This is a genomic window from Nonomuraea sp. NPDC050394 (assembly GCF_044459065.1).
Taxonomy (GTDB): domain Bacteria; phylum Actinomycetota; class Actinomycetes; order Streptosporangiales; family Streptosporangiaceae; genus Nonomuraea.
Genome location: NZ_JBITIO010000006.1, coordinates 220,851 through 245,797, shown reverse-complemented (window position 1 = coordinate 245,797; position 24,947 = coordinate 220,851). Strand labels below are relative to the sequence as shown.

Annotated in this window: 20 protein-coding genes; 8 read left to right on the top strand and 12 right to left on the bottom strand. The window is 73.1% G+C overall.

The window, feature by feature from the left end; genetic code table 11:
• Window positions 1–53 precede the first annotated feature (53 nt).
• The gene (lgt, locus tag ACIBKY_RS24960) at window positions 54–854 is read left to right on the top strand and encodes a prolipoprotein diacylglyceryl transferase (protein WP_397099876.1); all 801 of its coding nucleotides are present in this window, start codon (window positions 54–56) and stop codon (window positions 852–854) included.
• 85 nt (window positions 855–939) lie between these two features.
• Here lgt and ACIBKY_RS24955 read toward each other — a convergent pair whose 3' ends face one another.
• Entirely contained in the window at window positions 940–2,649 is a 1,710-nt protein-coding gene (locus ACIBKY_RS24955; RefSeq protein ID WP_397099874.1) for an ABC transporter ATP-binding protein, read from the bottom strand.
• Window positions 2,646–4,286, bottom strand: coding sequence for an ABC transporter ATP-binding protein (locus ACIBKY_RS24950; protein ID WP_397099872.1), 1,641 nt, complete (start codon window positions 4,284–4,286; stop codon window positions 2,646–2,648). The genes ACIBKY_RS24955 and ACIBKY_RS24950 overlap by 4 nt, the downstream gene beginning before the upstream one ends.
• 142 nt (window positions 4,287–4,428) lie before the next feature.
• On the opposite strand from ACIBKY_RS24950, the gene ACIBKY_RS24945 reads away from it, so the two are divergent.
• The 5 genes from ACIBKY_RS24945 to ACIBKY_RS24925 all read left to right on the top strand — a co-directional run bounded on the left by ACIBKY_RS24945 (window position 4,429) and on the right by ACIBKY_RS24925 (window position 9,273).
• Complete coding sequence (locus ACIBKY_RS24945) at window positions 4,429–5,394, top strand: ABC transporter substrate-binding protein (RefSeq protein ID WP_397099870.1); 966 nt, start codon at window positions 4,429–4,431, stop codon at window positions 5,392–5,394.
• Between the two features lie 7 nt (window positions 5,395–5,401).
• On the top strand, window positions 5,402–6,280 hold the full coding sequence (locus ACIBKY_RS24940; protein ID WP_397099868.1) for a siderophore-interacting protein: 879 nt from the start codon (window positions 5,402–5,404) through the stop codon (window positions 6,278–6,280).
• Window positions 6,261–7,304: a FecCD family ABC transporter permease gene (locus ACIBKY_RS24935; protein ID WP_397099866.1), complete on the top strand. Its 1,044-nt coding sequence runs from the start codon at window positions 6,261–6,263 to the stop codon at window positions 7,302–7,304. Before ACIBKY_RS24940 ends, ACIBKY_RS24935 begins: the two co-directional genes overlap by 20 nt.
• Window positions 7,301–8,356, top strand: coding sequence for a FecCD family ABC transporter permease (locus tag ACIBKY_RS24930; protein ID WP_397099864.1), 1,056 nt, complete (start codon window positions 7,301–7,303; stop codon window positions 8,354–8,356). Before ACIBKY_RS24935 ends, ACIBKY_RS24930 begins: the two co-directional genes overlap by 4 nt.
• An 80-nt stretch (window positions 8,357–8,436) precedes the next feature.
• On the top strand, window positions 8,437–9,273 hold the full coding sequence (locus tag ACIBKY_RS24925) for an ABC transporter ATP-binding protein (RefSeq protein ID WP_397099862.1): 837 nt from the start codon (window positions 8,437–8,439) through the stop codon (window positions 9,271–9,273).
• A 200-nt stretch (window positions 9,274–9,473) separates the two neighbouring features.
• Here ACIBKY_RS24925 and ACIBKY_RS24920 read toward each other — a convergent pair whose 3' ends face one another.
• On the bottom strand, window positions 9,474–10,094 hold the full coding sequence (locus ACIBKY_RS24920) for a TetR/AcrR family transcriptional regulator (RefSeq protein ID WP_397099860.1): 621 nt from the start codon (window positions 10,092–10,094) through the stop codon (window positions 9,474–9,476).
• A 73-nt stretch (window positions 10,095–10,167) separates the two neighbouring features.
• Here ACIBKY_RS24920 and ACIBKY_RS24915 point away from each other — a divergent pair, with 73 nt between their 5' ends.
• Window positions 10,168–11,997, top strand: coding sequence for an amidohydrolase (locus ACIBKY_RS24915; RefSeq protein ID WP_397099858.1), 1,830 nt, complete (start codon window positions 10,168–10,170; stop codon window positions 11,995–11,997).
• Here ACIBKY_RS24915 and ACIBKY_RS24910 read toward each other — a convergent pair.
• The gene (locus ACIBKY_RS24910) at window positions 11,990–12,691 is read right to left on the bottom strand and encodes a DJ-1/PfpI family protein (RefSeq protein WP_397099856.1); all 702 of its coding nucleotides are present in this window, start codon (window positions 12,689–12,691) and stop codon (window positions 11,990–11,992) included. The genes ACIBKY_RS24915 and ACIBKY_RS24910 overlap by 8 nt on opposite strands.
• 71 nt (window positions 12,692–12,762) lie before the next feature.
• A complete protein-coding gene (locus ACIBKY_RS24905) occupies window positions 12,763–16,437 on the bottom strand; it encodes a hypothetical protein (protein ID WP_397099854.1) in 3,675 nt (1,224 codons plus the stop codon).
• Window positions 16,438–16,719: 282 nt separating this feature from the next.
• Here ACIBKY_RS24905 and ACIBKY_RS24900 point away from each other — a divergent pair, with 282 nt between their 5' ends.
• The gene (locus ACIBKY_RS24900; protein WP_397099852.1) at window positions 16,720–17,592 is read left to right on the top strand and encodes a diacylglycerol/lipid kinase family protein; all 873 of its coding nucleotides are present in this window, start codon (window positions 16,720–16,722) and stop codon (window positions 17,590–17,592) included.
• A gap of 80 nt (window positions 17,593–17,672) precedes the next feature.
• On the opposite strand, the gene ACIBKY_RS24895 is transcribed toward ACIBKY_RS24900, so the two are convergent.
• The 7 genes from ACIBKY_RS24895 to ACIBKY_RS24865 form a co-directional block, all read right to left on the bottom strand.
• Window positions 17,673–18,416 (bottom strand): ABC transporter permease subunit, encoded by a 744-nt coding sequence (locus tag ACIBKY_RS24895; protein WP_397099850.1) that lies wholly within the window; start codon window positions 18,414–18,416, stop codon window positions 17,673–17,675.
• A gap of 101 nt (window positions 18,417–18,517) precedes the next feature.
• Window positions 18,518–19,288, bottom strand: coding sequence for a glucose 1-dehydrogenase (locus ACIBKY_RS24890; protein ID WP_397099848.1), 771 nt, complete (start codon window positions 19,286–19,288; stop codon window positions 18,518–18,520).
• 70 nt (window positions 19,289–19,358) lie between these two features.
• The gene (locus ACIBKY_RS24885; RefSeq protein WP_397099846.1) at window positions 19,359–20,219 is read right to left on the bottom strand and encodes a helix-turn-helix transcriptional regulator; all 861 of its coding nucleotides are present in this window, start codon (window positions 20,217–20,219) and stop codon (window positions 19,359–19,361) included.
• 38 nt (window positions 20,220–20,257) lie between these two features.
• The gene (locus ACIBKY_RS24880) at window positions 20,258–21,868 is read right to left on the bottom strand and encodes an ABC-F family ATP-binding cassette domain-containing protein (protein ID WP_397099844.1); all 1,611 of its coding nucleotides are present in this window, start codon (window positions 21,866–21,868) and stop codon (window positions 20,258–20,260) included.
• A gap of 207 nt (window positions 21,869–22,075) precedes the next feature.
• On the bottom strand, window positions 22,076–22,522 hold the full coding sequence (locus ACIBKY_RS24875) for a hypothetical protein (protein ID WP_397099842.1): 447 nt from the start codon (window positions 22,520–22,522) through the stop codon (window positions 22,076–22,078).
• A gap of 65 nt (window positions 22,523–22,587) precedes the next feature.
• Complete coding sequence (locus tag ACIBKY_RS24870; RefSeq protein ID WP_397099840.1) at window positions 22,588–24,081, bottom strand: sugar ABC transporter ATP-binding protein; 1,494 nt, start codon at window positions 24,079–24,081, stop codon at window positions 22,588–22,590.
• Window positions 24,082–24,146: 65 nt separating this feature from the next.
• On the bottom strand, window positions 24,147–24,947 hold the full coding sequence (locus tag ACIBKY_RS24865) for a DeoR/GlpR family DNA-binding transcription regulator (protein ID WP_397099838.1): 801 nt from the start codon (window positions 24,945–24,947) through the stop codon (window positions 24,147–24,149).

Here is a 24,947-nt window from a genome sequence, read left to right as displayed (position 1 = left end):
ATCGGCGCACCGCCCGATGCGGGCGCTGCCGTGGCGCGACCAGACTCGACGCCGTGACAGCCATCCCCAGCCCGTCCCAGGCCGTCTGGCATCTGGGCCCGATCCCGATCCGCGCCTACGCCCTCCTGATGGTCCTCGCCATCCTCGCCGGCGCCTGGGTGACCAGGCGCCGCTGGGCCGCCCGCGGCGGCGATCCCGGCGCGGTGGGCGACATCGCCACGTGGGCCGTGCCGTTCGGCCTGGTCGGTGCCCGGATCTACCATGTGGCCACCGACTGGCAGCCGTACTTCGGCCCCGGCCGGGATCCGCTGCGGGTCTTCGCGATCTGGGAGGGCGGCATCAGCATCTTCGGCGCCCTCGCCGGTGGCGCCTTGGGTGTGTGGCTGGCCTGCCGCCGGCGTGGCATCCCGCTGCGCGGCTTCGCCGACGCCGTCGCGCCCGGGATCGCGATCGGGCAGGCGATCGCCCGCTGGGGCAACTGGTTCAACCAGGAGCTGTACGGCAGGCCGGCCACCGTGCCGTGGGCGCTGGAGATCGACCCCGCCCACCGGCCGCCCGGCCTGGAGTCCACGGCCACCTACCATCCGGCGTTCCTCTACGAGTCGCTGTGGAACCTGGGCGTGGCCGGCTTCGTCCTCTGGGCCGAGCGGCGCTTCGGCCTGGACCGCGGCCGGACGTTCGCCCTCTACGCCGCGGCCTACGCCTGCGGCCGCGCGTGGATCGAGTGGTTGCGCATCGATCCCAGCTACCACATCGCCGGCCTGCGTCTCAACGACTGGACGGCCCTGCTGGTCTTCGCGGCCGCGGTCGTCTACCTGACGGCCACGAGAAAGCCCGCACCCCAGCCCCGCTGATCACGCACGGTGGCCCGCCGGCCGGCGGGCCACCGCGTCCGTGTCAGTCGCCGTCGTGGGCGTGTCTTTTGGCGCCGGGTGCGTGTCAGTCGCCGTCGTGGGCGTGGTGGCGGGTCCAGGCGGCCCAGTGGCCGGCGTAGCGGCCGCCCGCCTGCCTGAGGTCGTCGTGCGAACCGTCCTCCACGACCCGCCCGCCGTCCATGACGACGACGCGGTCGGCGGAGGCGGCCTGGGTGAGGCGGTGCGCCACGATGAGCGCGGTCCTGCCGTCAATGGCCTGCTCGACGGCCCGTTCCAGGGTACGCGCGCCGGTGCTGCCGGCCTCCGCGGTGGCCTCGTCGAGCACGGCCAGGGCGGGGTCGGTCAGGACCAGGCGGGCCAGGGCGAGCTGCTGGCGCTGTGCCCCGGTGAGCCGGTGCCCGCCCTGGCCGACGACGGTCGCCAGGCCGTCGGGCAGCGCCTCGGCCCACTCCAGCGCCTCGACCGTGGCCAGCGCGGCGCGCAGGTCGTCGTCGGTGGCCTGCGGGCGGGCCAGGCGCAGGTCGTCGGCGAGGGGTCCGGCGAAGACGTGGACCTCCTGGGTGACCATGGCGATCCCGGCCGGGGCGCGTACCGTGCCGGTGGTCGGCTCGTGCACCCCGGCGACGATCTTGGCCAGCGTGGTCTTGCCCGCGCCGCTCGGCCCGACCAGGGCGACCCGCTTGCCCGGCTCGATGTCCAGGTCGACGCCGTGCAGCACCGGGCGGCCCGGCTCGTAGGCGTGGCCCAGGCCGCGCACGCTGACGCCCTCGCCGTGGGCCTGCCTCGGGGCCTCGGCGGCGACGTCGGCCACGCCGATCAGCCGGGCCAGGCTCGCGGTCGCCGCCTGCGCGTCGTCCAGCAGGGCCAGCGCGGTGTTGATCGGCCCGAACAGGTTGAGGAAGTACAGGGCGGCGGCGGTGGCCGTACCGACGGTGACCGCCCCCTCGCCCACCAGCAGCACGCCCGCGGCCAGCACCGCGGCCAGCCCGATGTACTCGCCGACGTGCAGGCGGCTGTAGAAGCGCAGCATCAGGTGCACGCCGCGCATCGTCAGCTCCACCGCGGCGCGCGAGCGGCCGTCGACGCGCGCCAGGTGGTCGGCCTCGGCGCGCAGGGAGCGCACGGTGGAGGCGCCGGCGAGCGTGTCGAGGAGTTGCTGCTGCTGCTCGCCGGTCGCGACGCGCTGCGCGGCGTACAGGGGTACGGCGTTGCGCACGTACCAGCGCCCGGTGTGTACCTGGACCGGGATGGCCAGCAGCGCGGCGACCATGAACCGCCAGTCCAGCAGCGCCATCGCCACCAGGGTGAGGACGATCGACAGCAGCGAGCGGGCCAGCGCGGGCAGCGCGGAGCGCACGGCCTCGGCGACGCGGGCGACGTCGCCGGTCACGCGGGAGGTGAGGTCGCCGGAGCCGGCCCGTTCGACCCGTTCCAGCGGCAGGGCCAGGGCGCGTTCGACGAAGCGTTCGCGCAGTTCGGCCAGCGCGGTCTCGCCGAACCTGGCCACCAGGACGAGTCCCCACGAGGTCAGCAGGCCCTGGATCACGCCGACGAGCACCAGCAGGGCCACCGGGGTGGTGAGCAGGGTGGCGGGCTGGCGCCCGGCCACGAGGTCCACGACGTACCCGAGAAGGGGCTGGACGAGCAGGCCGACGGAGGTGGCGACGATGAGCAGGCCGAAGCCCGCGGCGGCGACGGCGCGGTGCGGACGGATGATCTCCCGGACGGCGGCGCGGGTGCGGGCCGGGGTGGCGGTGGGCAGCAGGTCCTTCACGCGAGCACCGCCTTGCGGTAGTCGGCGTTGCGCTGGAGCAGGTCGGCGTGGGAGGCGTCGTCGGCGACGCGGCCGCCGTCCAGCAGCAGGACGCGGTCGGCGGCCGACAGCAGGGCGGGGCTGGTGGTCACCACGACGGTGGTCTGCCCGTGGCGCAGCCGCCTGACGGATTCGGCGATGTGCGCCTCGGTGACGGCGTCGACGGCGCTGGTGGGGTCGTGCAGGACGAGGACGGGGCGGCGGGCGTCCAGCGCCCTGGCCAGGGCGACGCGCTGGCGCTGGCCGCCGGACAGGGAGCCGCCGCGTTCGCCGACCGGGGTGTCGGGCGGCACGTCGGCCGCGCCGGCGGCGGCCAGGGCCTGCGGGGTGCCGCCGTTGTCGGCGACGGTTCCCTCGAACAGGACGGCGTCGTGCTCGGCGACCAGCACCGCCTCGCGCAGCAGGGCGGGGTCGACCTCGCGCAGGGGTACGCCGTCGAGCTCGATCGTGCCCGATTCGGGGTCGCCGTGACGGCCGAGGCAGTGCAGCAGGGCGGTGGCGGCGGCCGGGTCGGTGGCGGCGACGCCGACCAGTTCGCCGGCGACGATGTCCAGGTCCAGTTCGCGCAGGCCGCCGTGGGTGACGCCGCGCAGCCGCAGCGCGCCCTTGATCTGCGCGGGCAGTTCGGTGCCCGTGCCGGTGACTGCGGGCGGGGCCGACAGCAGCGCCGCCACGCGGGTGGCGGAGGCGCGGCCCTGGGCGAGCTCGGCGTTGACCCAGGCGAGCATGTAGAGCGGGCCCTGCAGGAACAGCGCGAGTCCGACCGCGGAGACGAGCTGTCCCAGGGTGATCGTGCCGTTGGCGGCGAGCGTGCCGCCGGCCAGGGCGAGCAGCGCGATGAAGGCGCCGGTGAGCGCGATCACGACGCCGTTCTGCAGCGCTTCGGCGCGGGCGGCGCGCAGGGTGGCGGCCAGCGAGGTCCGGCTGGTGTGCCGGTAGCGCTCGACGGCGGCCCGCTCGGCGCCCAGGCCCTTCAGCACCCTCAGCCCGCTCACCAGGTCGGCGGCGACACCCGAGGCATGCGCGGCGCTTTCCTGCTCGACCGCGCTGCGGCGCTCCAGCGGCTTGCTGAGCAGGTGGCCCAGCCACAGCAGGGCCGGCGTGCCCACCAAGACGATCAGCCCGAGCTGCACGGACGTGGTGAGCAGCACCACGCTGGCCACCGCCAGGCCGGTGAACCCGGCGACGCCGGTGAGAACCGCCAGCAGCACCATGCCGACCCGGCGCGCGTCCTCGGTGGCGATCCCGGTCAGCTCGCCCGGCAGCCGGTCCCGGTCGGCGCCTCCGCCGGGGTGCAGCACGCGGGCGACGATGGCCGAGCGCAGGTCGTGCGCGGCCTCGGTGGCGGCCCGCTCGCCGGCGCGGGCGCCGAAGCGGTAGCTGAACGACAACCCGACGTAGACCACGGCCAGTACGGCCAGCCACACCAGCAGGCGGCTCCAGCTCGCCCCCGCCACGGCCTGGTCGATGGCCAGTCCGACGAGCACCGGCACCAGGGCTTCGCCCGCCTGATGCCCCGCTCCGAGCAACGAACCCGCGATCAGCCTGCTCCGCTGACCTCTGATCGCCCCCGAGAGGACGTCCCGACCTGACCGCACGTGGCACTCCTGCAAGACTCGACAAAGATTAGGCAAGGCTAACCTGAACATGGGAGCTTGATCGAGGGTGGGGTGCCCGATGTAAGTTAGGTAAGCCTATGCTAAGTTCCCGGGGCGATATCGTCTCACCACCGGAGACCCCATGCCGTACAAGCGTCTCGTCCCCCTGGCCGTCCTCGCCCTCCTCGCCACCGGATGCGGCTCGGGCTCCGGCGAATCCGCCGCCGCCGCGGTCACCACGATCAAGGACCCCAAGGGCCACGCCGTCGCGATGCCCGCGCAGCCGAAGGCCGCCCTCGGCTTCTACACCACCGACGTCGACATCCTGATCACGCTCGGCATCCCGCTCGCCAAGAGCCAGCCCATCCGCGGCGACAGTGGCTTCACCACCTTCCCCGACTACTTCCCGCAGGAGCCGCTCAAGGGCGTCAAGCCGTTCGCCAACTACCCCGAGTACAACTACGAGCAGACGCTCAAGGCCGAGCCGGACTTCATCCTCAACGGCCTCGGCTACGACGACAAGGTGCACCCCCGGCTCGGCCAGATCGCGCCGACCTACACCGTCGACGCCTTCGACGGCAAGAACTGGGAGGTCCACTTCAAGCGCACCGCGCAGGACCTCGGGCGCACCGACCGCTACGACGCCTGGAAGGGCACCTACGACAAGCAGGTCGCCCAGGCCAAGGCCGACATCGCCAAGGCCGGCAACGCCGATCTCACCGTGGCGACCTTCGGCTACTGGGAGGGCAACGGCAACATCGCCTGCTACGCCGGCGTGGCCTGCAAGGCCTTCGACGACCTCGGCCTGAAGCGCACCCCGCTCAGCGACGACGACAAGCTCACCATCAGCCCCGAGCAGATGGGCAAGCTCGCCGGCATCGACGTCGTCTGGGTCTCGGTCGGCGTGGGCGAGGAGGGCAAGAAGGAGCTCGCCACCATGCTCGACACCCTGGGCCAGAGCCCGGCCTGGCGGGCGCTGCCGTTCGTGAAGAACAAGCGCATCTACACCTACAACATGGAGATCGCGTACGGCTCGCCGAGCGGCCAGCAGGCCTTCGTGGAGCAGGTGCGCAAGGACCTCACCGCCAACCCGAACCTGGCCGGGTGAGACGGCGATGCGTATCTTCCGCACCGAGGTGAGCGCCGTCACCCGCCTGAGCGCCACGATGATCCGGGTCACGCTGGCCCTGGCCGAGGACTTCCCGACCACGGGCGTCGGCGACGAGTACGTGCGCCTGTTCTTCCCGCACGGCGACGACCGGCGCGAGGTCTCCCTGCCCGAGCCGCACGGCGACTACTGGCGCACGCCGGAGGGCGCCCCCGAGGCGCCGATGCGCACCTACACCGTCCGCGCGGTCCGTCCCCGGGAGCTGGACGTCGACTTCGTCGTGCACGACGGCGGGATCGCCGCCCGCTGGGCCCTCGCCGCGCGGCCGGGCGACGTCCTCGGCCTGAACTCCCCCACCGGCCTGTACGACCCGCCCGCCGACCTGAGCTGGCAGGTGCTCGTGTGCGACCTCACCGGCCTGCCCGCGATGGCCCGCCTGATCACCGGCGTGCCCGGGAACGTCACCACCAAGGTGATCGCCGAGATCCCCGGCGACGACTCCCGTCTCGACCTGCCGCAGCGGCCGAACGTCGAGGTCACCTGGCTGCACGGCGGCAACGGCACCGGCCCGAGCCGGCTCGACGAGGCCGTCCGCGCCGCCGTTCCGCTCTCCCGCCCGCTCGACGGCGGCTACGTCTGGGTCGCCGGGGCGACGGACACGCTGCGCGCGGTGCGCCGCTACCTGCGCAAGGAACGCGGCCTGCCCACCGGCCGCTACAAGGTCATCGGCTACTGGACGCCGGACGGCGAGGCCTGGGCCGAGCGGTTCCGCACGCTGCCCGCCGACGACCGGCGCCGGCTGGAAGCGATCTGGCAGGACACCGCCCGCGACGAGGAGGACCTGCGCGACGACTACGAGGCCGAGCTTGAGCGTCTCGGCCTCTGAGCCGGGCGGCGGGCGCCTCGCGCGCTCGCCCGTCCCGCTCTTCGCCTGGCTGCTCGGCTGCGTGGTGCTGCTGCTGGCCGCCGTGCTGCTCAGCCTGATGGTGGGCTCCGCCGCCATCTCGCCACGGACCGTCCTGGCCGCGCTGCTCGGCGAGGCCCAATCCGTGGAGGCGCGCACCGTCATCGAGCTGCGGGTGCCGCGCACCGTCCTCGCCGTGGTCGCGGGCGGCGCGCTCGCGGTGGCCGGCGCGCTCATCCAGGCGCTCACCCGCAACCCCCTGGCCGACCCCGGGATCCTCGGCGTGAACGCCGGCGCCGGCTTCGCGGTCGTGATCGCCGTCGCCTTCTTCGGCGTGTCCGGGGTGCCCGGCCGCATCGGCGCCGCGCTCACCGGAGCCGCCGTCGCCGCCGCCGTGGTCTACCTGATCGGCTCCATGAACCGCGCCCGCACCGCCGGCCCGGTCACGCTCGTGCTGATCGGCCTCGCCTTCGGCGCCGTGCTGCAGGGCCTGGCCGGGGCGATCACGCTCGTGCGCCCGAAGGCGTTCACGCTGATGCGCCACTGGGACACCGGCGCGCTCAACGACCGCACGCTGGCCATGGTGGCGCAGGTCCTGCCGCTGATCCTGCTCGGTCTCGCCATCGCCTTCGTCGTCGCGCCCTCGCTCAACGCCGTCGCCCTGGGCGACGGGCCCGCCAAGGCCCTCGGGGTACGGCTCGGCCCGGTGCGCACCGGCGTGGTCGCCGCCGTCAGCCTGCTCTGTGGCGCGACGACCGCGCTGGCCGGGCCCATCGGCTTCGCGGGGCTCATGATCCCGCACGTCGTACGCTGGCTGTTCGGGGTGGACCAGCGGTGGATCGCCGCCTACAGCGCCGTGCTGGGCGCGGTGCTCCTGCTCGTCGCCGACGTCGCCGGGCGCCTCGTGCTGTGGCCGGGCGAGTTGCCCGCCGGGATCGTCACCGCGTTCGTGGGCGCGCCGTTCCTCATCGTGCTGGCCCGGCGCAAGGAGGCGAGCGGCCTGTGAGCACGCCCGCCAAGCTCGACACCGGCCGCCCCGAGTGGGCCGTGCGCACCCGCCTGCTCTCCGCCCGCCTGGACCGCCGCACCCTCGTGGTGAACCTCGCGCTGGCCGCCGTCATCGTCGTGACCGCGCTGGTCTCGCTGGGCGTCGGCGACATCTTCGTGTCCCTGCCCGACGTCCTGGCCACCTTCTACGGCGGCGCCTCCCGGGCCGACACCGTCGTCGTGCAGCAGTGGCGCCTGACCAGGGTGCTGCTGGCACTGCTGCTGGGCTTCGGCCTGGCCGTCAGCGGCGCCCTCTTCCAGTCGCTCACCCGCAACCCGCTGGGCAGCCCCGACGTCATCGGCTTCAGCACCGGTTCCTACACCGGCGCCATCGTCCTCATCGCCCTCTTCCACGCGCCCACCGCCGTCATCTCCTTCGGCGCGCTGGCCTCGGGCCTGGCGGTGGCCGCGATCGTCCTGGCCCTGTCCTACCGGGGCGGCTTCCGCGGATTCCGGCTGATCGTGGTCGGCATCGGCGTGAGCGCCGTCCTGAGCGCCCTCAACACCTGGATCATGGCCAAGGCGCAGCTCCAGGTCGCGATGACGGCCGCGATCTGGGGCGCAGGCAGCCTCAACTCCGTCGCCCCCGACGCGCTGCCGGTCGCCGCCGGCGGCGTCGCGCTCTTCTCCGCCCTCGCCCTCCTGTACGGCTCCCGCATCCGCGCACTCGAACTCGGCCAGGACGCCGCCGACGCCCTCGGGGTCCGCTCCCGGCACACCCAGGTGGCCGTGACCGGCGCCGGCGTCGGCCTGGTCGCGATCGCCACGGCGGTGGCCGGGCCGATCAGCTTCATCGCGCTGGTCGCGCCGCAGATCGCCGCCAGGCTGACCGGCCGCGGCGGCTGGTCCCCCATCGGCGCCGGGCTGACCGGCGCCCTCCTGCTGCTGCTCGGCGACACGGTCGCGCGGGTGGCGTTCCTGCCCGTCCAGCTGCCGGTGGGCGTCGTCACCACCAGCCTGGGCGGCCTCTACCTGATCTGGCTCCTGGTACGCGAAGCGAGACGCCTGTGACCATCGCCCACCCGAAATCCACCCCGATGCCCACGGATCCCGCCGTGACCGCAGACCCCGCTATGACCCCAGGCCCAGCCATGACCCCAGGCCCAGCCCTGACCGCCGGGGCCGGCGTGACCGCGGGCGGGGGCGCCGCGCCGCTCGTCGCCGAGGGCCTGTCACTGGGCTACGGCTCCGGCCTGATCATCGACGGTCTCCACCTGGAGATCAGGCCCGGCTCGTTCACGGTCGTCATCGGGCCCAACGGCTGCGGCAAGTCCACGCTCCTGCGCGGGCTCGGCCGGCTGCTGCCGCCGCGCGCCGGCCGGGTGCTGCTCGGCGGGCGCGACCTGCACAAGCTGGCGCCCAAGGAGGCGGCGCGCGAGATCAGCGTGCTGGCGCAGAGCTCGATCGCCCCCGACGGCATCACCGTCGCCAACCTGGTCGCCCGCGGCCGCTTCCCCCACCAGGGGCTCTTCCAGCAGTGGACGGAGGCCGACGAACGGGCCATCCACGACGCCCTCACCGCCACCGGCACCTTCGACCTGAGCGCCCAGCGGGTCAACGCCCTGTCCGGCGGGCAGCAGCAGCGCGTGTGGGTGGCGGTGGCGCTGGCCCAGCAGACCCCGATCATGCTGCTCGACGAGCCCACGACCTACCTCGACGTGGCCCACCAGGTCGAGCTGATGGAACTGTTCACCGACCTCCAGCACGCCGGCCGCACGATGGTCGCCGTGCTGCACGACATCAACCAGGCCATCCGCTACGCCACCGACCTCGTGGTCATGCACGAGGGCCGCGTCGTGGCCTGCGGGAACCCGTCGGAGATCGTCACGGCCCAGCTGATCTCCGACGTCTTCGCCCTGGACTGCTCGGTGTTCCCCGACCCGCTGACGGGCCTGCCCATGATGCTCCCCGCCAAGCGCGAGCGCTGAAGCCGCCGCTCTTGTCCGGGAGCCCGGAGCTTCCCGTGAGCCCGGAGCTTCCCGTGAGCCCGGGGCATTGCGGAAACCCGGGGCATCGCGGAAACCGTGGCGGCATTGCGGGAGCAGTGGGGGGTTCGCGACAGCCGTGGGGACTGCGGGAGCCGTGAGGTGGCCTTTCGGGAGCCGGGCTCTTGCGGGACCGGGGCCGGTCACCCGGGGTCGAGGCCGCCGAGTTTCTCGGCGGCCTCCGCCAGCGCCGCCCGTACGGCCTGCGCCTTATCGAGCCGGCCGATCAGGACGTGCACGGCCAGCCCGTCGAGCAGCGCGTTGAACGCGGGCAGGAACTCCTCCTCACGCACCGCGCGGAAGGTGCCGTCGGCCACGCCGTCGGCGATGATCGCGGTCAGGTCGCGGGTCCACCCGCTGTCGATCGCGTCGGCCGTCCGGCTCATCTCGCTGGCCGAGGTCGAGCGCAGCCACGCCTCCAGCCACAGCTTCCACGAGGCGTCGTGCCGGCCCTCGGGCAGGTAGAGCCGGACGTAGGCGGCCAGCCGCGCGGCCGGGGCGGTGACGGCGGCCAGTTCGCTCGCCCGGCGCGCGGCGAGGTCGCGTTCGCTCCACCGGAACGTCTCGGCGAGGATCTGGTCGCGTGACGGGAAGTAGTACAGGACACGCGCCGGGCTCATCCCGGCGCGCTCGGCGATCTGCTGGACCTGGATTTCGCTGACCGGCTGCTCGGCGATGACCTCCAGCGCCGCTTCGAGGACGCGCCTGCGGGCCAGCCTGCCGCGCTCCTGAGTTCTGCCCCGCGGTTCGGTCAGTTCTGACATGAGTTCGATCCTCCCCCTTGACGCACGGCCGTACCAACTTAAATTTGATTCAAATTTAGGATCGGAGGAGTCCATGAGGCGGTTACTGGTGGCTCTGCTTCCGCTGGCCGCCGGCGCGGTGGTTCCCGCGCAGGCGGGCGCGGACACGGTGCTGAGGCACGGGTTCGTCTACACGGTCGACGCCCGCGACAGCGTGGCCGAGGCGGTGGCGATCGACAACGGGAAGATCGTCTATGTCGGCGGCGACGCGGGCGCGCGGCGTCACATCGGCACCAAGACCAAGGTCATCGACCTCAAAGGCCGCATGGTGATGCCCGGCCTGCACGAGGGACACATCCACGACATCACCCGCGAGGACCGCAAGACCTGCGACCTCAAGGCGGAACCGCTCACGGTCGCGCAGTTCCGCGGCCGGGTCAAGGCCTGCCTGGCCGATCCCGAACTGGGCGCCGAGCCGGACGACTTCCTGAGCGTGACGAACCTCTACATGCAGTTCCTGCGCCCCGCCGGGACCACCCCGCACAAGCGGATGCTCGACGGGCTCGGCACCACCCGCCCGATCATCGTCTCCGCGGCGGTCACCGGCCACACCACGCTGGTCAACCAGAAAGCCCTGGACCTGGCCGGGATCACCAGGAACACCCCCGACCCCGACGCCGGCCGGATCAACCACGACAAGAACGGCGAGCCGAACGGCCTGCTCGAAGACGCCGCAGCCCGCCTGGTCACCAAGCTCATCCCGCCACCGCCTCCCCTGTCCCCCGAGCGCGCCGCCGAACTGGCCGGCCTGCGCATGCGCGACTTCAGCCAGGAGGGCATCACCAGCTTCTTCGTGCCCGGCAGCGACGCCGCCACGGTCACGACCTTCCAGAACCTGCGTACGGCCGGCGGCCTGACCGCCCGCGCCCACTTCGCCATCTGGACCCGCATCGGCGACCTGCGCGAACCCAAGAAGCTGTACGCCGCCCTGGCCAAGATCCGCAAGGAACTGGAACGCCCCGGCCAGATCCCCCTGCCGGTCCGTGCCTGGCGCCCGGGCAAGCAGGAGGGCCCGCGCCTGGTGGCCGAGCCCGCGGTCTCCGTCGACGGCGTCAAGATCCTCCTCGACGGCATCGTGCAGTACCCGGGCCAGACCGCCGCCCTGCTCAAGCCGTACCTGGACGCCAAGGGCAAGCCGCGCAAGGACAAGTCGGCCCGCGGCGAGCTCTACATCGGCGCCAAGCTCCTCAATCCCGTCGTCGCCGAACTGGAGCGGCTCGGCTACCAGTCCCACATCCACGCCATCGGCGACCGCGCGGTCAGAACCGCCCTCGACGCCTTCGAAGCGGCGCGCAAGGCCAATCCCGGCATCCGCGCCCACCAGACCATCGCGCACGCCGAGGTGGTCGACCCCGCCGACTACCGGCGCTTCGGCACCCTGGACGTGACCGCGTCGATGGGACTGCAGTGGGCCAAACCGGCGCCCGACTCGACCGACGCGGTCAAGCCGTACCTGGGCGCCCGGTTCGACCTGTACGAGCCCACCAAGCCGATCACCCGGGCCGGCGGCAAGGTCTCGCTGGGCAGCGACTGCTGCCTGGACCCGTTCGACCAGTGGTTCGGGCTTGAAGCGTCGATCCTGCGTGAGGCCGACTGGGGCAAGGACTTCCCGCAGTACGCCGGGAAGGTCAACGCCCTGCCCGGCCTGTCCAGGCGCGAGGCGATCAGGGCCGTCACGATCAACGGCGCCTACCAGATGCACCAGGAGAAGGTCACCGGCTCGCTGGAGACCGGGAAGCTGGCCGACCTCATCGTCCTGAACCAGAACATCACCAAGGTCGCGCCGGACGACATCTCCCGGACCGACGTCCTGCTGACCATGGTGGGCGGGAAGGTGGTCTGGGCCGCGAAGCCGTTCAGCTGACGGTCTTCAGCCGGGCGGCGAGACGGCCGGCGAGGGGGTGGTCGCCGAGGCCCTCCCGCACCCACTGCCCGGTCAGGGCGGTGTACAGCTCCTTCGGCGCCCGCTCCCAGTCCGGCCTGCCGTGCGGCGGGCGCGGGTCGTACTCCAGGGCGTACTGCACGGCCCGCGCGACGTCGAGGCCGGCCAGTTCGGCGGTCAGGTGCAGGGCCATGTCGATCCCGGCGGAGACCCCGGCGGCGGTCAGCACCGGGCCGTCGGCCACCCAGCGCTCCCGGACCGGGATCGCCCCGAACTCGGGCAGGACGTCGAGCATCGACCAGTGCGAGGTGGCGCGGCGGCCGTCGAGCAGGCCCGCCGCGCCCAGGATCAGCGAGCCGGTGCACACCGAGGTGGTCAGCCCGGTGGCGCCGCGCACGTAGGCGAGCAGAGTCTCGTCGGCCATCGCGCGCAGGGTCGGCGCGCCGCCGCCGGGGACCACGACCACGTCGGGGCCGGGCACCTCCTCGAAGGTGTTGCCGGCGCGCACCCGCAAGGGCGTGTCGGTCTCCCAGGTCTCCAGCCGTTCCCCGGCCACCACGACCCGGAACTCCGGGCGCATCGCCGCGAGAGTGGACAGCACCTGCAGCGGGCCGACCAGGTCCAGGATGGTACAGCCGGGGTAGAGCACGAACGCGATGGTCTTCTCGGTTGCCATGCCCCCATCCTGACCTCCCCGGGCCGGGCACGACCGGCGCGTGTCCGCAATCTTGGGAAACCTGGCAGCGATCATGGGCAGGGCCGGCGGAAGGGGAGGCCGGGAAACGCATGGCTCCAGTCGGCGGGGGTGAGCGCGGGCCTGGCCCGCGCGCAGACGCGGACCGCCGCCGTCGCGGGGTCGACCGGCCACAACCGGACGGTGTGGTCCTCGCTCGCGCTGGCCACGTACTGGCCGTCGGGGCTGAAGGCCACCGCGTAGACACGGTCGGTGTGCCCGGTGAGGGTGCCCGCGGGGCGCGGGCGCCGGGGGTCGCGCACGTCCCAGAGGCCGACCGTGCGATCGAGCGAGGCGGTGGCCAGCCTGCGGCCGTCGGGCGAGAAGGCGATGCCCTGCAGGGCGTCGGTGTGGCCGATGAGCTGCGAGAGCGGGCGGATTCCCGCGCGATCGGCCACGTCCCACAGGCGGGCGGTGCGATCCAGGGAGGCGGTGGCCAGCATCCGGCCGTCGGGCGAGAAGGCGATCGCCTGCATCGTCTCCGGCTGCTGGGGGCTGGTGGCCAGCCGTACCGGCCGCTGGGGGTCGCTCACGTCCCACAGGACGATCACCACGCCGTTCAGCGTCGCCAGCAGATGGCCGTCGGGGCTGAAGGCCAGGCCCGTCCCGCCGTTGCCGCCCTCGCGCACCGAGCCCGCCGCGCGCGGGCGCGCCGGCTCGGTCAGGTCCCACAGCCGTACGACGGGGTCGCCCGCGCCCGAGCTGGCCAGCAGGTCGCCGCGGGGCGCGAAGGCCACCGCGCGCACACCCCCCTCGTGAGCGGCGCCGATCACCGCTGACGGCGACGGCCGGCTCCGGTCGGCGACCCGCCACACCCGCACCGCGCCGTCGACGCCGCCGGTCGCGGCCAGGGCCCCGGCCGGATGGAAGGTGACCGACTCGACCTGCCCGGTATGGCCGCGCAGCCGCGGCAGCGGGACGGGCCGGTAGGGGTCCGCGACGTCCCACAGCCCCGCGGTGAAGTCCTCGCTCCCGGTCAGCAGGGTACGGCCGTCGGGGCTGAAGGCCACGGCCGACAGCGCCGCCGGGTTGCCGCCGATGACGGGGCCGGGCAGACGGGTGAGCAGCGTCGTGCCGTCGAAGGCGGCCGAGGCGAGCATGCCGCCGCCGGGCCGGTAGGCCAGCGCCCAGACGACGTCGGTGTGCGCGGTCAGCACCGTGGCGGGGGCACGCGGCTCGGCGACGTTCCACAGGCGGATGGTGTGGTCCCAGCCGCCGCTGGCGAGCCGGCGCCCGTCAGGGCTGAACGCGAGCGCCTGCAGCGGACCGCTGTGCCCGGTCAGCACGACGGGCCGGCTCGGATCTGCCACCTCCCACAGGCGGACCCGGTGGTCCCAGCCCGCCGTCGCCAGCAGGCGGCCGTCCGGGCTGAACGCGACGGCGGTCACCTTTTCCCCGTTGCCGCTCAGGCGGCGCAGCAGGCGCGGGCGGCGCGGGTCGGCGGTGTCCCAGAGGGCGGCGTTGCCGTCGTCCCCGGCGGTGACGAGCGTGGCGGTTTCGGGGTGGAAGGCGAGCGCGGTGATGGTGGAGCGGTGCGCGGCGCGCGTGGACAGCAGGCGGTGGTCGCCGGCGTTGGCGATGTCCCACAGCCGCAGCCTGCCGTCGCCACCCGCCGTGGCCAGGATCGTGCCGCCGCCGCCGACCGCGACGGCGTAGACGGGACCGGTGTGGGCGGTGAAGGCGGCCAGCGGCTCCGACGGGCCCGCCGCCGCGGCCCACCACAGCTGGACGGTGCCGTCGTACAGGCTCGCGACCAGCAGACGGCCGTCGGGCGTGAAGCGCAGCGATTCGATGTCGTCACTCGCCCCGGTCAGCTCGGCGAGCTTGTCCGGCGGGCCGTCGTCGTGGACGCGCCAGAGCCGGATCGTGCGGTCGTCGCCGCCGCCCGCCAGAACCCGGCCGTCGGGGCTGAAGGCCAGCGTGTTCATCTCGTGGGGAAGACGGTCGCCGAGCGGGGTGGTGAACGCGCTCAGCAGGCTGCCGCGCGCCTCCAGCGTCGGAGTGAGCCGGAAGGCGGCGAGGCTGAGCTGGGCGGCCAGCGGCGCGTTGGCCGTGCGCAGCTGGATGGCGCGCTCGGCCACGCGCTGGGACAGGGCCGTGTTGCGCTGCCCGGTGGCGGCCTCCTGCTGGCTGCGCGCGTACCCGGTGGCGGCACCGGCGATCACCACCATGGCGGTTAAAACGGCGATGAGCGAGCGGGCGGCCAGCACGCGGCGGCGGGCCTGGCGCTCCTCGCGCTCACGAGCGGCCAGGCTGGCCGCCAGGAACTCCTCCTCCGGCGGGCTCAGCGCGGGCGCCTGGCGCTCGGCCCATTCACGCGCCGCCGCCAGCCGCACACCCCGGTAGAGAGCACCGGGATCGCGGCCCAGCGACTGCCAGGTCTCGGCGGCCTCGCTCAGCCGCTGGTGGGTGCGCAACCCCTCGCGATCGGCGGCCAGCCAGTCGCGCAGGCGCGGCCACGAGCGCAGCAACGCCTCGTGCCCGATCTCGACGCTGTCGTGGTCGAGCACGAGCAGGCGGGCGGCAACCAGCTGCTCCAGAACCTCGGCCGTGGCCGCGTCCTCACCGAGGAGCCGCCTGCGCACCCGGCGTTTGGTGTCCTGGGCGCCCTCGCCAAGCACCGTCAGGCGCAGGAACAGCCGGCGGGCCAGCCGCCGCCGGTCGGGCGGAAGCTGGGTGTAGACGCGCTCGGCGCTCTGGGCGATCGCGCCGTCGATGCCGCCGGCGGCCTCGTAGGCGGCCAGGGTGAGCGTGAGCCCTCTGCGCCGGCGCCAGGTCTCCAGCAGCACGTGGGAGACGAGAGGCAGCACACCGTTCTGGCCGGCGGCGTCGGCGACGATCCGGGCGGCCAGCGCCCCCTCGACCAGGCAACCGGCGTCGGCGGCCGGCCGTACGACGGCCTGGCGCAGTTCTTCCACGGTCATCGGCCCGATCGGGACGTGCGCGCGGCGCAGCACCTCCAGCAGCCGGGACTCGGCCAGGCAGTGACCATAGAAGTCGGCGCGCACGCCGATCACCACGCGGTGCCCGCCGGCGGCGCCGGCCAGCAGGTCGATGAAGCGCGCCCGCTCGCCGGGATCGCGGCAGAGCGTGAAGACCTCCTCGAACTGGTCCACGATGATCAGCGTCTCGCCGTCGCCCGGCGGCACCCAGTCACGCGCCGGGTGCGCGCCCGGCGTGAGCACGACCACCGGCCACGGCCGCGCCCCTGCCAGCACACGCGCCTGCAGCCCGGCGCGCAGCACCGACGACTTGCCCGACCCCGACGCGCCGAGCAGCGCCACGAACCGCTGCTCGCCGACCCGCTCCAGCAGCTCCTCCACGAGCGCCTCGCGGCCGTAGAAGCGCCGCGCGTCCGCGGCCCGGAAGGGCGCCAGTCCCAGGTACGGCGCCGCCTCGTCGGCGACCGGCTCCGGCTCGTCGTTCTCCCTGCCGCGCAACTCCCGCCAGCGGCGCTCCCACTCCTGTGGCTCGCCACCGCACGCGCGTACGTAGGCCAGCGTGACCGCGAGCGTCGGCAGCCGCCGGCCCGAGGCCGCCTCCGACAGCGTGGCCGCGGCGTAGTGCGCGCGGCGGGCCATCTGCCGGTAGGTCAGGTCGCCCGCCTTGGCGCGCAACAGCCGCAGGTCCGCGGCGAAGCGCAGGACCTCCGGATCGTCTCCCTCCAACGGACGCTCAGGCCGCGGCACCGCGCCTCCCCCCGGATCGCTTTCCTTTACTCAAACCGAAGTCAGGACGTTGATCAACCCTGGAAGATTGTTCGCCGCATTCACCGCTCATAACGGGCCGGGAACCTCACGAGCTGCGGACTTACTTGCGGGAAACAACAGAAGCCCGCTCGGGCAAAGTGTTTACCGGCACTTTCTTGCATTTGTCCACGAAAGATGTCAAGGACCCTCCGCATCGCGACATCGCCCGAATCAGTCCGGCGGCCGATGATTCACCGGCCCGCCACCGGGCAGCCGACCACCATGCGAAAGGTCGCGGTCATCGCCCACCGCAAGAAGACCCTCGGCGGAGGCCTGGACGAGCTCCGCCGCCGGATCACCGACCGGGACATCGGCGAACTGCTCTGGTACGAGGTGCCCAAAAGCAAGAAGGCGCCCAAACAGGCGCGCAAGGCCCTGGAGGCTGGAGCCGAGCTCATCTTCGTCTGGGGCGGCGACGGCACCGTGCAACGCTGCGTCGACGCCCTCGCCGGAACCGGCGCCGTCCTGGCCGTCGTGCCCGCCGGCACCGCCAACCTCCTCGCCCGCAACCTGGACATCCCCGAAGACCTCGAAGAAGCCGTCCGGATCGGCTTCGAAGGCCACCGCAAACCCCTCGACCTGGGACGGATCAACGGCGAGCACTTCGCCATCATGGCCGGCGTCGGATTCGACGCCGACATGGCCGCCGACGTCGACGGCGGGCTGAAACGACGGCTGGGCCGCCTCGCTTACGTCTGGACCGGCCTGCGGCACGCCGGCGACACGACCACTCCCACCCGCATCACGATCGACGGCGTGAAGTGGTTCTCCGGCGAGGCCGGATGCGTGCTCCTGGGCAACGTGGGCACGATCACCGGCGGCATCGAGGCGTTCGACGACGCCCGGCCCGACGACGGCTGGCTGGAGGTGGGCGTCGCCACGGCCAGGAGCAGGCTGGAGTGGGGACGGCTGCTCGGGCAGATGGCCACCGGGCGCTCCGACGAGTCGCCGTTCGTCCGCATCACCCGGGCCAGGAAGGTCACGATCCGGCTGGCCGTACCGCGGACCTATGAGCTGGACGGCGGCGCCCGCGACCGCGCGACCAAGCTCAAGGCGGACATTTTGCCCGGCGGCATCACCGTCTGCGTCCCCTGACCCACGCGGGCGCCCGCGACGGCGCGGGCGCACACGCGGTGCCCGCGTCAAGCGTCGTGGGCGCACACGCGGCGCCCGCGTCAGGCGTCGCGGCGCTTCATCAGGACGGCGCCCGCGACCACCGCCACCGCCACCCAGACGAGGTAGACCGCGAACCCGCTCCACGGGCCCAGCGACCCGTTGCTCTGGCCGCTGACGACCAGCAGGCCGGCGTTCGTGGTGAAGTACTCGGACACGGTCCTGCCCCACTCCCCCGGCAACTGGCCCGTCAGCGTGGGCAGCACCATGATCAGCGCGATCGCCGACACGATCGCGCCGGGCGTGTGCCGGATCAGCGAGCCGAGACCCAGCCCGAACAGCCCGCAGGCGCTCAGGTAGAGACCGGCCCCGAGCGCCGCCCGCACCATCTCGCCCGCCGTCAGTGACGGCGGCTGGGCGATCACCACGCCGACGACGATCGCCCCGGCCGCGGCGACCGTGCAGACGACCAGCGCGACCGCCGAGAACGCCACGAGCTTGCCGGCCAGCAGCATGAGGCGCTGGGGCACCGCCATGAGCGAGGTACGGATGCTCCCCGTGCGGTACTCGCCGGAGATCACCAGGACGCCCAGCGTGGCCATGGCCAGCGAGGCGAACATCACGCCGGTCAGGCTCGCCGAGAGCGTCTCCTCCCCCGGGACCGGCCGCCCCTGCGCCATGTTCTCTGCCGTGAGGTTGATGAGCGCGGAGAATCCCAGCATCAGCGCGCCCGTGACGCCCAGCGTCCACATCGTCGAACGCACCGAGCGAATCTTGGTCCATTCGGACCGGAGTATGTCGATCACGATTCAAGGATCCCGGCGCGGGCCGCGATTTTCGTCCTGCCTGGGCAGGGTTACGCGGCCCGCGACCTGGGAGCCTGCTCCTAACCCCCCGGTCTGATCGGCTACAGCATCTCCCCGGGGATGGCCGCGACCAGGCCGCCGTCGATGATCAGATCCTGGCCGTTGACGTAGGACGCCTCGCCGGAGGCCAGGAACGCCACCGCGCCCGCCACGTCGTCGGCGGTGCCGAACCGGCCCGCCACCACCTCGGCCACCACCGTGCCCTGGGCCTCGGCCGAGACGTTGTCGTGGAACATCGGCGTCTCGATGTAGCCGGGGCTCACGGAGTTGACCCGGATCCGCCGGGGCCCGAGCTCGGCCGCCAGCGTGTGCGCCAGGTTGTGCACCGCCGCCTTCGTCGAGGAGTACAGGGAACCGCCGGGCAGGCCGCGGTGCAGCGTCCACGACGCGTTGATCACGATCGCCGCGTGGTCGGCCAGCAACGGCAGCGCCTTCTGCAGGGTGAAGAACACTCCCTTGTAGTTGATGTCCACGACCCGGTCGAACTCGGCCTCGGTGACCTCGGCGACCGGATCGAACGAGGCCACGCCCGCGTTGGCGAAGACCACGTCCAACCGGCCGAACCGGTCCCGGATCCGGGCCATCAGCGCGTCCAGGTCGGCCAGGCTCGCCGCGTCGCCGCGTACCGCGAGCACGCGCTCCCCACCGGCCAGCTCCTCCACGGCGGCGTCCAGCCGTACCTTGTCGCGGCCGGTGATGACCACCCGCGCGCCCTCGGCGAGCAACCTCCGCGCGGCGGCCAGTCCCATGCCGCTCGTGCCGCCGGTGATGAGTGCGATCTTGTCCTGAAAACGGGAAATGGTGTGCGTCATGGGTCTCAGCGTGCCGACCGGCGAGCGAGGTGAACAGTGCCCGGCTATCAGGGGTCTGTCACCACCACCCTCACGCCGGGGCGGCCAGCCTGAGCGGCGGGAGCCGGGCCAGGCGCTCGGCGGTGCCGGTGCCGGGGCGGGGGTTGAACAGCTCCAGGTACCAGTCGGGATGGTCGACCACGGCCAGGGGCGTCGTGTCGAAGAACAGTTCGCCGGCCTCGGGATGGCGGACCGCCTTGACCGTCTGGGCCTGGCCGCTGACGTCGTGGCGGGCCCACAGCTCGGCGAACTCCTCACTCACGACGCTCAGCTCGTCCACGACCCGGGAGAACCCCGGGTCGCCGGGATCGTGGGCGACGCAGGCCCGGTAGGCGGCCACCACGGACGGGGCGGCCGACTCCCACTCGACCTGCATCGCGCGGTAGCGGGGGCTGGTGAAGAACGTCACCAGGCAGTTGCGGTCGGCGTCGGCGTACCCGAACAGCTCCCGCGCCGCGTCGTTGACGAGCAGCAGGTTCCAGTACCGGTCGCGCAGCATCGCCGGCCGCGGCATCCACGCGTCGAGCAGGTGCCGCAGCTCCGGGGTGACCGCGGCGCCGTGGGTCGCGCCGGCCCGCGGCGGGTTGAGCCCGGCCAGCAGGTAGAGGTGCGCGCGCTCCGGCTCGCTCAGGCGCAGCGCCCTGCCGATCGCGTCGAGCACCTCGCCCGAGACGTTGATGTCACGGCCCTGCTCAAGCCAGGTGTACCAGGACACACCGACCCCGGCCAGCACGGCGACCTCCTCGCGGCGCAGCCCCGGAGTCCGTCGCCGGCCGGCGCCCCCGCCCGCCATGCCGACGTCGCCGGGCGTGAGCCGCGCCCGGCGCGAGCGCAGGAAGGCACGGAGCTGCTCGCGGCGCTGCCGCGTCGCGGCTGGGCTTTCTGTGGCCATATGTCATGGTATCCAGCACGCGCCCTTTACAATGTAGATCACCCGGTTTCCCGGAGCCGCCCGTCCGACAGCTCCAGCCGCCGTTCCACGTTGATCTCCGTGAGGAACCGCTCGTCGTGGCTGACCACCACGAACGCCCCCTCGTACGCCGCCAGCGCGCTCTCCAGCTGCCCCACGCTCACCAGGTCGAGGTTGTTGGTCGGCTCGTCCAGCAGGAGCAGCTGGGGCGCCGGCTCCGCGCACAGCACGCAGGCCAGCGTGGCGCGCAGCCGTTCGCCCCCCGAGAGCACGCCGACGGGCAGATGGGCCCGCGCGCCACGGAACAGGAAACGGGCCAGCAGGTTCATGCGCTCGGCCGCCGGCATGGCCGGGGCGAACGCGGCCAGGTTCTCGGCGACCGTGCGCTCCTCGTCGAGCAGGTCCAGGCGCTGCGACAGGTAGGCCACGCGGCCCTCGGCGCGCCTGGCCAGGCCGCCGCCCGGCTCCAGGTCGCCGCTGATCATGCGCAGCAGGGTCGACTTGCCGGCGCCGTTCGGCCCGGTCAGCGCGATCCGCTCGGGCCCGCGTACCGTCAGGTCCAGGCCGGGCTCGGCGAACAGCTCGCGGGCGCGCAGCCGTTCGCCCAGGAAGACGGTACGGCCGGCGGGCACGCTCGTGCCCGGCAGGTGCAGCACGATCTTCTGTTCGTCGCGCAGGGCGCGTCCCGCCTCGTCGAGCCGGGCCTGGGCGTCGCCGACCCGGGAGGCGTGCATCTGGCCGGCGCGCCCGGCCGACTCCTGCGCGCCGCGCTTCATGTTCCCGGCGAAGATGCGCGGCAGCCCGGCGCTCTTGAGGTTGCGGGCGGCGTTGCCCGCCCTGCGCTCGGCCCGTTCGCGGGCCTGTTGCATCTCCCGCTTCTCGCGCTTGAGCTCCTGCTCGGCGCCGCGCACGGTCCGCTCGGCCGCCTCCTGCTCGGTGCGCACGGCCTCCTCGTAGGCCGTGAAGCCGCCGCCGTAGAAGCGGACCTCGCCGCGGTCCAGTTCGGCGATGCGGTCCATGCGGTCGAGCAGGGCGCGGTCGTGGCTGACGACGAGCAGGCAGCCCTTCCATTCGCCGAGCACGTCGTGGAGCCGGTCGCGGGCGCCGCGGTCGAGGTTGTTCGTCGGCTCGTCGAGCAGCAGGACGTCGGGCCGTCTGAGGAGCTGCGCGGCCAGGCCGAGCGAGACGATCTGGCCGCCGCTCAGCGTGGCCAGCGTCCGCCCGAACGCGAGCTCACCGAGCCCGAGCCGGTCGAGCTGGGCGCGGGTGCGCTCCTCGATGTCCCAGTCGTTGCCGATCGTGGTGAAGTGCTCCTCGCTCGCGTCCCCGGACTCGATGGCGTCCAGCGCGGCGATCACCGGCGCGACGCCCAGGACCTCGGCCACGGTCAGGTCGCCGGCCAGCGGCAGGCTCTGCGGGAGGTAGCCGAGCACGCCCTTGACCGACACGCTGCCGCCGCCGGGCCGGTACTCGCCGGCGATCAGCTTGAGCAGCGTGCTCTTGCCCGCGCCGTTCGGGGCGACGAGCCCGGTACGGCCGCCGCCCACGCTGAAGGACAGGTCACCGAAGACGGGCGTGTCGTCGGGCCAGGAAAAAGACAGGTTGGAGCAGATGATGAACGCATCGGACATGTGAAGAACCTCGTACGGAGACGATCCGGGCGTGCCGAAGCCGCCCGGCGACGGGACTGGGATTCGGGGAACGACGACAAGGCCACATCGGCGGCGGTCATACGCGCCTGCCGGGGCCGGTCAGTCTCCGGTATCACCCGGAGATGTCGTCGTCACCTGCCACGTCTGGTCTCCTCGCTTCAGATCAGCTGCGTTTCACACCTTATCTCACCAGTGACCGGTGCATCGGCTGGTGCCCTCCGGTCCGTCGTGCGGGAACCAGCCGCACGCCTGGAACCGCTGTGATCCCTGGCTGCTGGCCGGCCACATCTGCGACCAGGCGTCGTAGCCGTCGGCGCCGATGCGCTGCAGGCGGGTGTAGCAGCTCTGGTCGCCCTTGTGCACCATCATGTACACCTCGTCGCCGGTGCGGGTGGAGCCGGTCAGGCGGGCCCAGCCGTACTGCTTGCCGTTGAAGCGCCTGGCGTGCAGTTCAACCGAGCGGCCGTTGAAGTCGACGCGGCGCACCACCGACCCCCGGGTGTCGCCGGGCCAGGGAAGGGCGTCGCTGCACTGGGTCACGATCATGGGGACGGGGCCGTCGTGGGCGGCCACCGTGGAGGGTCCGGCCAGGGCGGCCGCGAGGACATGGGCGAGGATGACGGAGATCGACATGATCAGAGCGATGCCCGGTCAAGTTGATCATCGTGCACAAGAGCCGTTCAAAAGATCGTCCGGTTCTAGCCGTCGGCGAGGGCGGCCAGCAGCCGGTCCTCGGTCACCTCCGGCCCGCTGAGCTGGTGGGTGATGGCGCCGTCGCGCAGCACCACCACCGAGTCGCAGTTGTCGACGAGCTCGCCCACGTCCGAGGAGATCAGCAGGATGGCCAGGCCGTCGACGGCGAGCTCGTCCAGGAGTGCCTGGATCTGCCGCTTGCTGGCCTGGTCCACTCCCCTGCTGGGCTCGTCCAGCAGCAGGACCTTGGGCTGCATGGCCAGCCACCGGGCCAGCAGCACCTTCTGCTGGTTGCCGCCGGACAGCTCGCCGGCGAGCTGGCGGGGCGAGGCGGCCTTAATGTCCAGCCGCTTCATGAACGTGGTGACGATCCTGTCGATGCGGGTGTCGGCCACGATGCCGGCGTGGGACAGGCGCGGCAGCGCCGCCAGGGCGATGTTGTCGCGTACGGACAGGTTGGGGACGATGCCCTCGGTGGTGCGGTTCTCCGGCACCAGGCCGACCCCGGCCCTGACGGCGCTGCGGACCGACCACCTCCTGCTGGCCGTCCCCGACACGGTGACCTGGCCGGACTCGACGGGCAGGGCCCCGGCGATGGCCCTGGCGGTCTCGCTGCGACCGGCGCCGAGCAGCCCGCCGAGGCCGACGACCTCCCCGGGACGTACGGCCAGCGACACTCCGGCCAGCATGTTCGCGCGGGTCAGCCCCTTGGCCTCCAGCACGGGCCGGTCGGCGACCTCGTCCACGGGCCAGCTCTCCAACGGGGAGGCGTCCCCCGGGTGGAAGGGACGGCCCATCATGAGCGAGACGAGGCGGACCCGGCCGAGGCCGGCCGGCGGCCCGGTGTGGACGACGCGGCCCTCGCGCAGGACCGTGACGCGGTCGCAGATCTCGTAGAGCTCCTCCAGGCGGTGGGTCACGTAGATGACCGCCCGGCCCTCCTCGCGCAGCCGGGTCACGGCGGCCAGCAGGGTCCTGAGCTCGGCGTGTTCCAGGACGGTGGCGGGCTCGTCCATGATGACCAGCTTGGCGTCCGAGCAGGCGGCCCTGGCCAGGGCGACGAGCTGCTGGGCGCCGGGGGTGAGGGAGCCGAGGGGGCGGCGGGTGCTGCCACGCAGGCCGTACGGGGACAGGAGCTCTTCGGCGCGGGCGTGCATGGCCGCGAAGTCGATCAGCCCCAGCCGGCCGCGCGGCTCGGCGCCCAGGAAGAGGTTGCGGGCGATGCTCATCGTCGGGACGAGGCCGCTCTCCTGGTGGACCGTGGCGATGCCGGCCTGCCTGGCCTGCGCGGGGCCGGCGAACCTGACCGGCGCGCCGTGGAGAAGGACCTGGCCGGCGTCGGGCCGGTATACGCCGGAGACCACCTTGACCAGGGTGGACTTGCCCGCCCCGTTGCCGCCGATGACCGCGTGGACGGAGCCGGGCCGCACGGCCAGCGTGACGTGGTCGAGCGCCGGAACGCCGTCGAAGGTCTTGAGAACGCCTGCAAGCTGAAGCACGGTTGCCTCCACCCCGATGGTGGCCACAACAAGAAACAATCTCGCAACGAAGATGTCACATTCGGTCAGAGCTGGGCAACGTGCAACCGCACTCCCTTCGCGGCCAGTTCGTCGAGCACGTCGCGGGGGGCGTCGTCGTCGGTGACCAGATGGGCGATGCGCCCGGCCGGGATCGTCTGGACCATCGTGTCGTGGCCGATCTTGGTGTGGTCGGCCAGGACCACGACCTCCTCGGCCGCCGCGGCCAGCGCGCGGTCGACCGCGGCCACCTGGAGGCTGGGCGTGGACAGGCCGCGCTCGGCGCTCAGCCCGTTGCCGGAGACGAACGCGCGGCGCACCCGAAGGCCCGCCAGCGAGCCCTCGGCGGCGGTGCCGACCAGGGCGAGGATCGGGCCGCGCAGCGAGCCGCCGGTGACCACCACCTCGATGCGCGGGCAGCCGGCCAGCGCCTGGGCGACGAGCAGGGAGTTGGTGACCACCGTGAGGTCGCTGTGCCTGGCCAGCCGGCGGGCGAACTCCTGGGTGGTGGTGCCGGGGCCGATGACGATGGCGTCGCCGTCCTCCACGAGCGAGACGGCGAGGTCGGCGATGGCCGTCTTCTGGGCGGCGGCCACGGCGCTCTTCTGCGTGTGGCTGGGCTCGCGGGTGAAGTCGCCGGGCAGGGTGGCGCCGCCGTGGTGGCGGTTGAGCAGGCCCTCGGACTCGAGCGCGCGCAGGTCGCGGCGGACGGTCACCTCCGAGGAACGCACCGCCTGGGCGAGCTCGCGAAGGGATACCGCGCCGTTGGCCCGGACCAGCTCCAGGATCCTCTGGCGGCGCTCGGCTGCGAACACGGGCCTGCCGCTCTCCCTCTGCGTGTCGCTCAC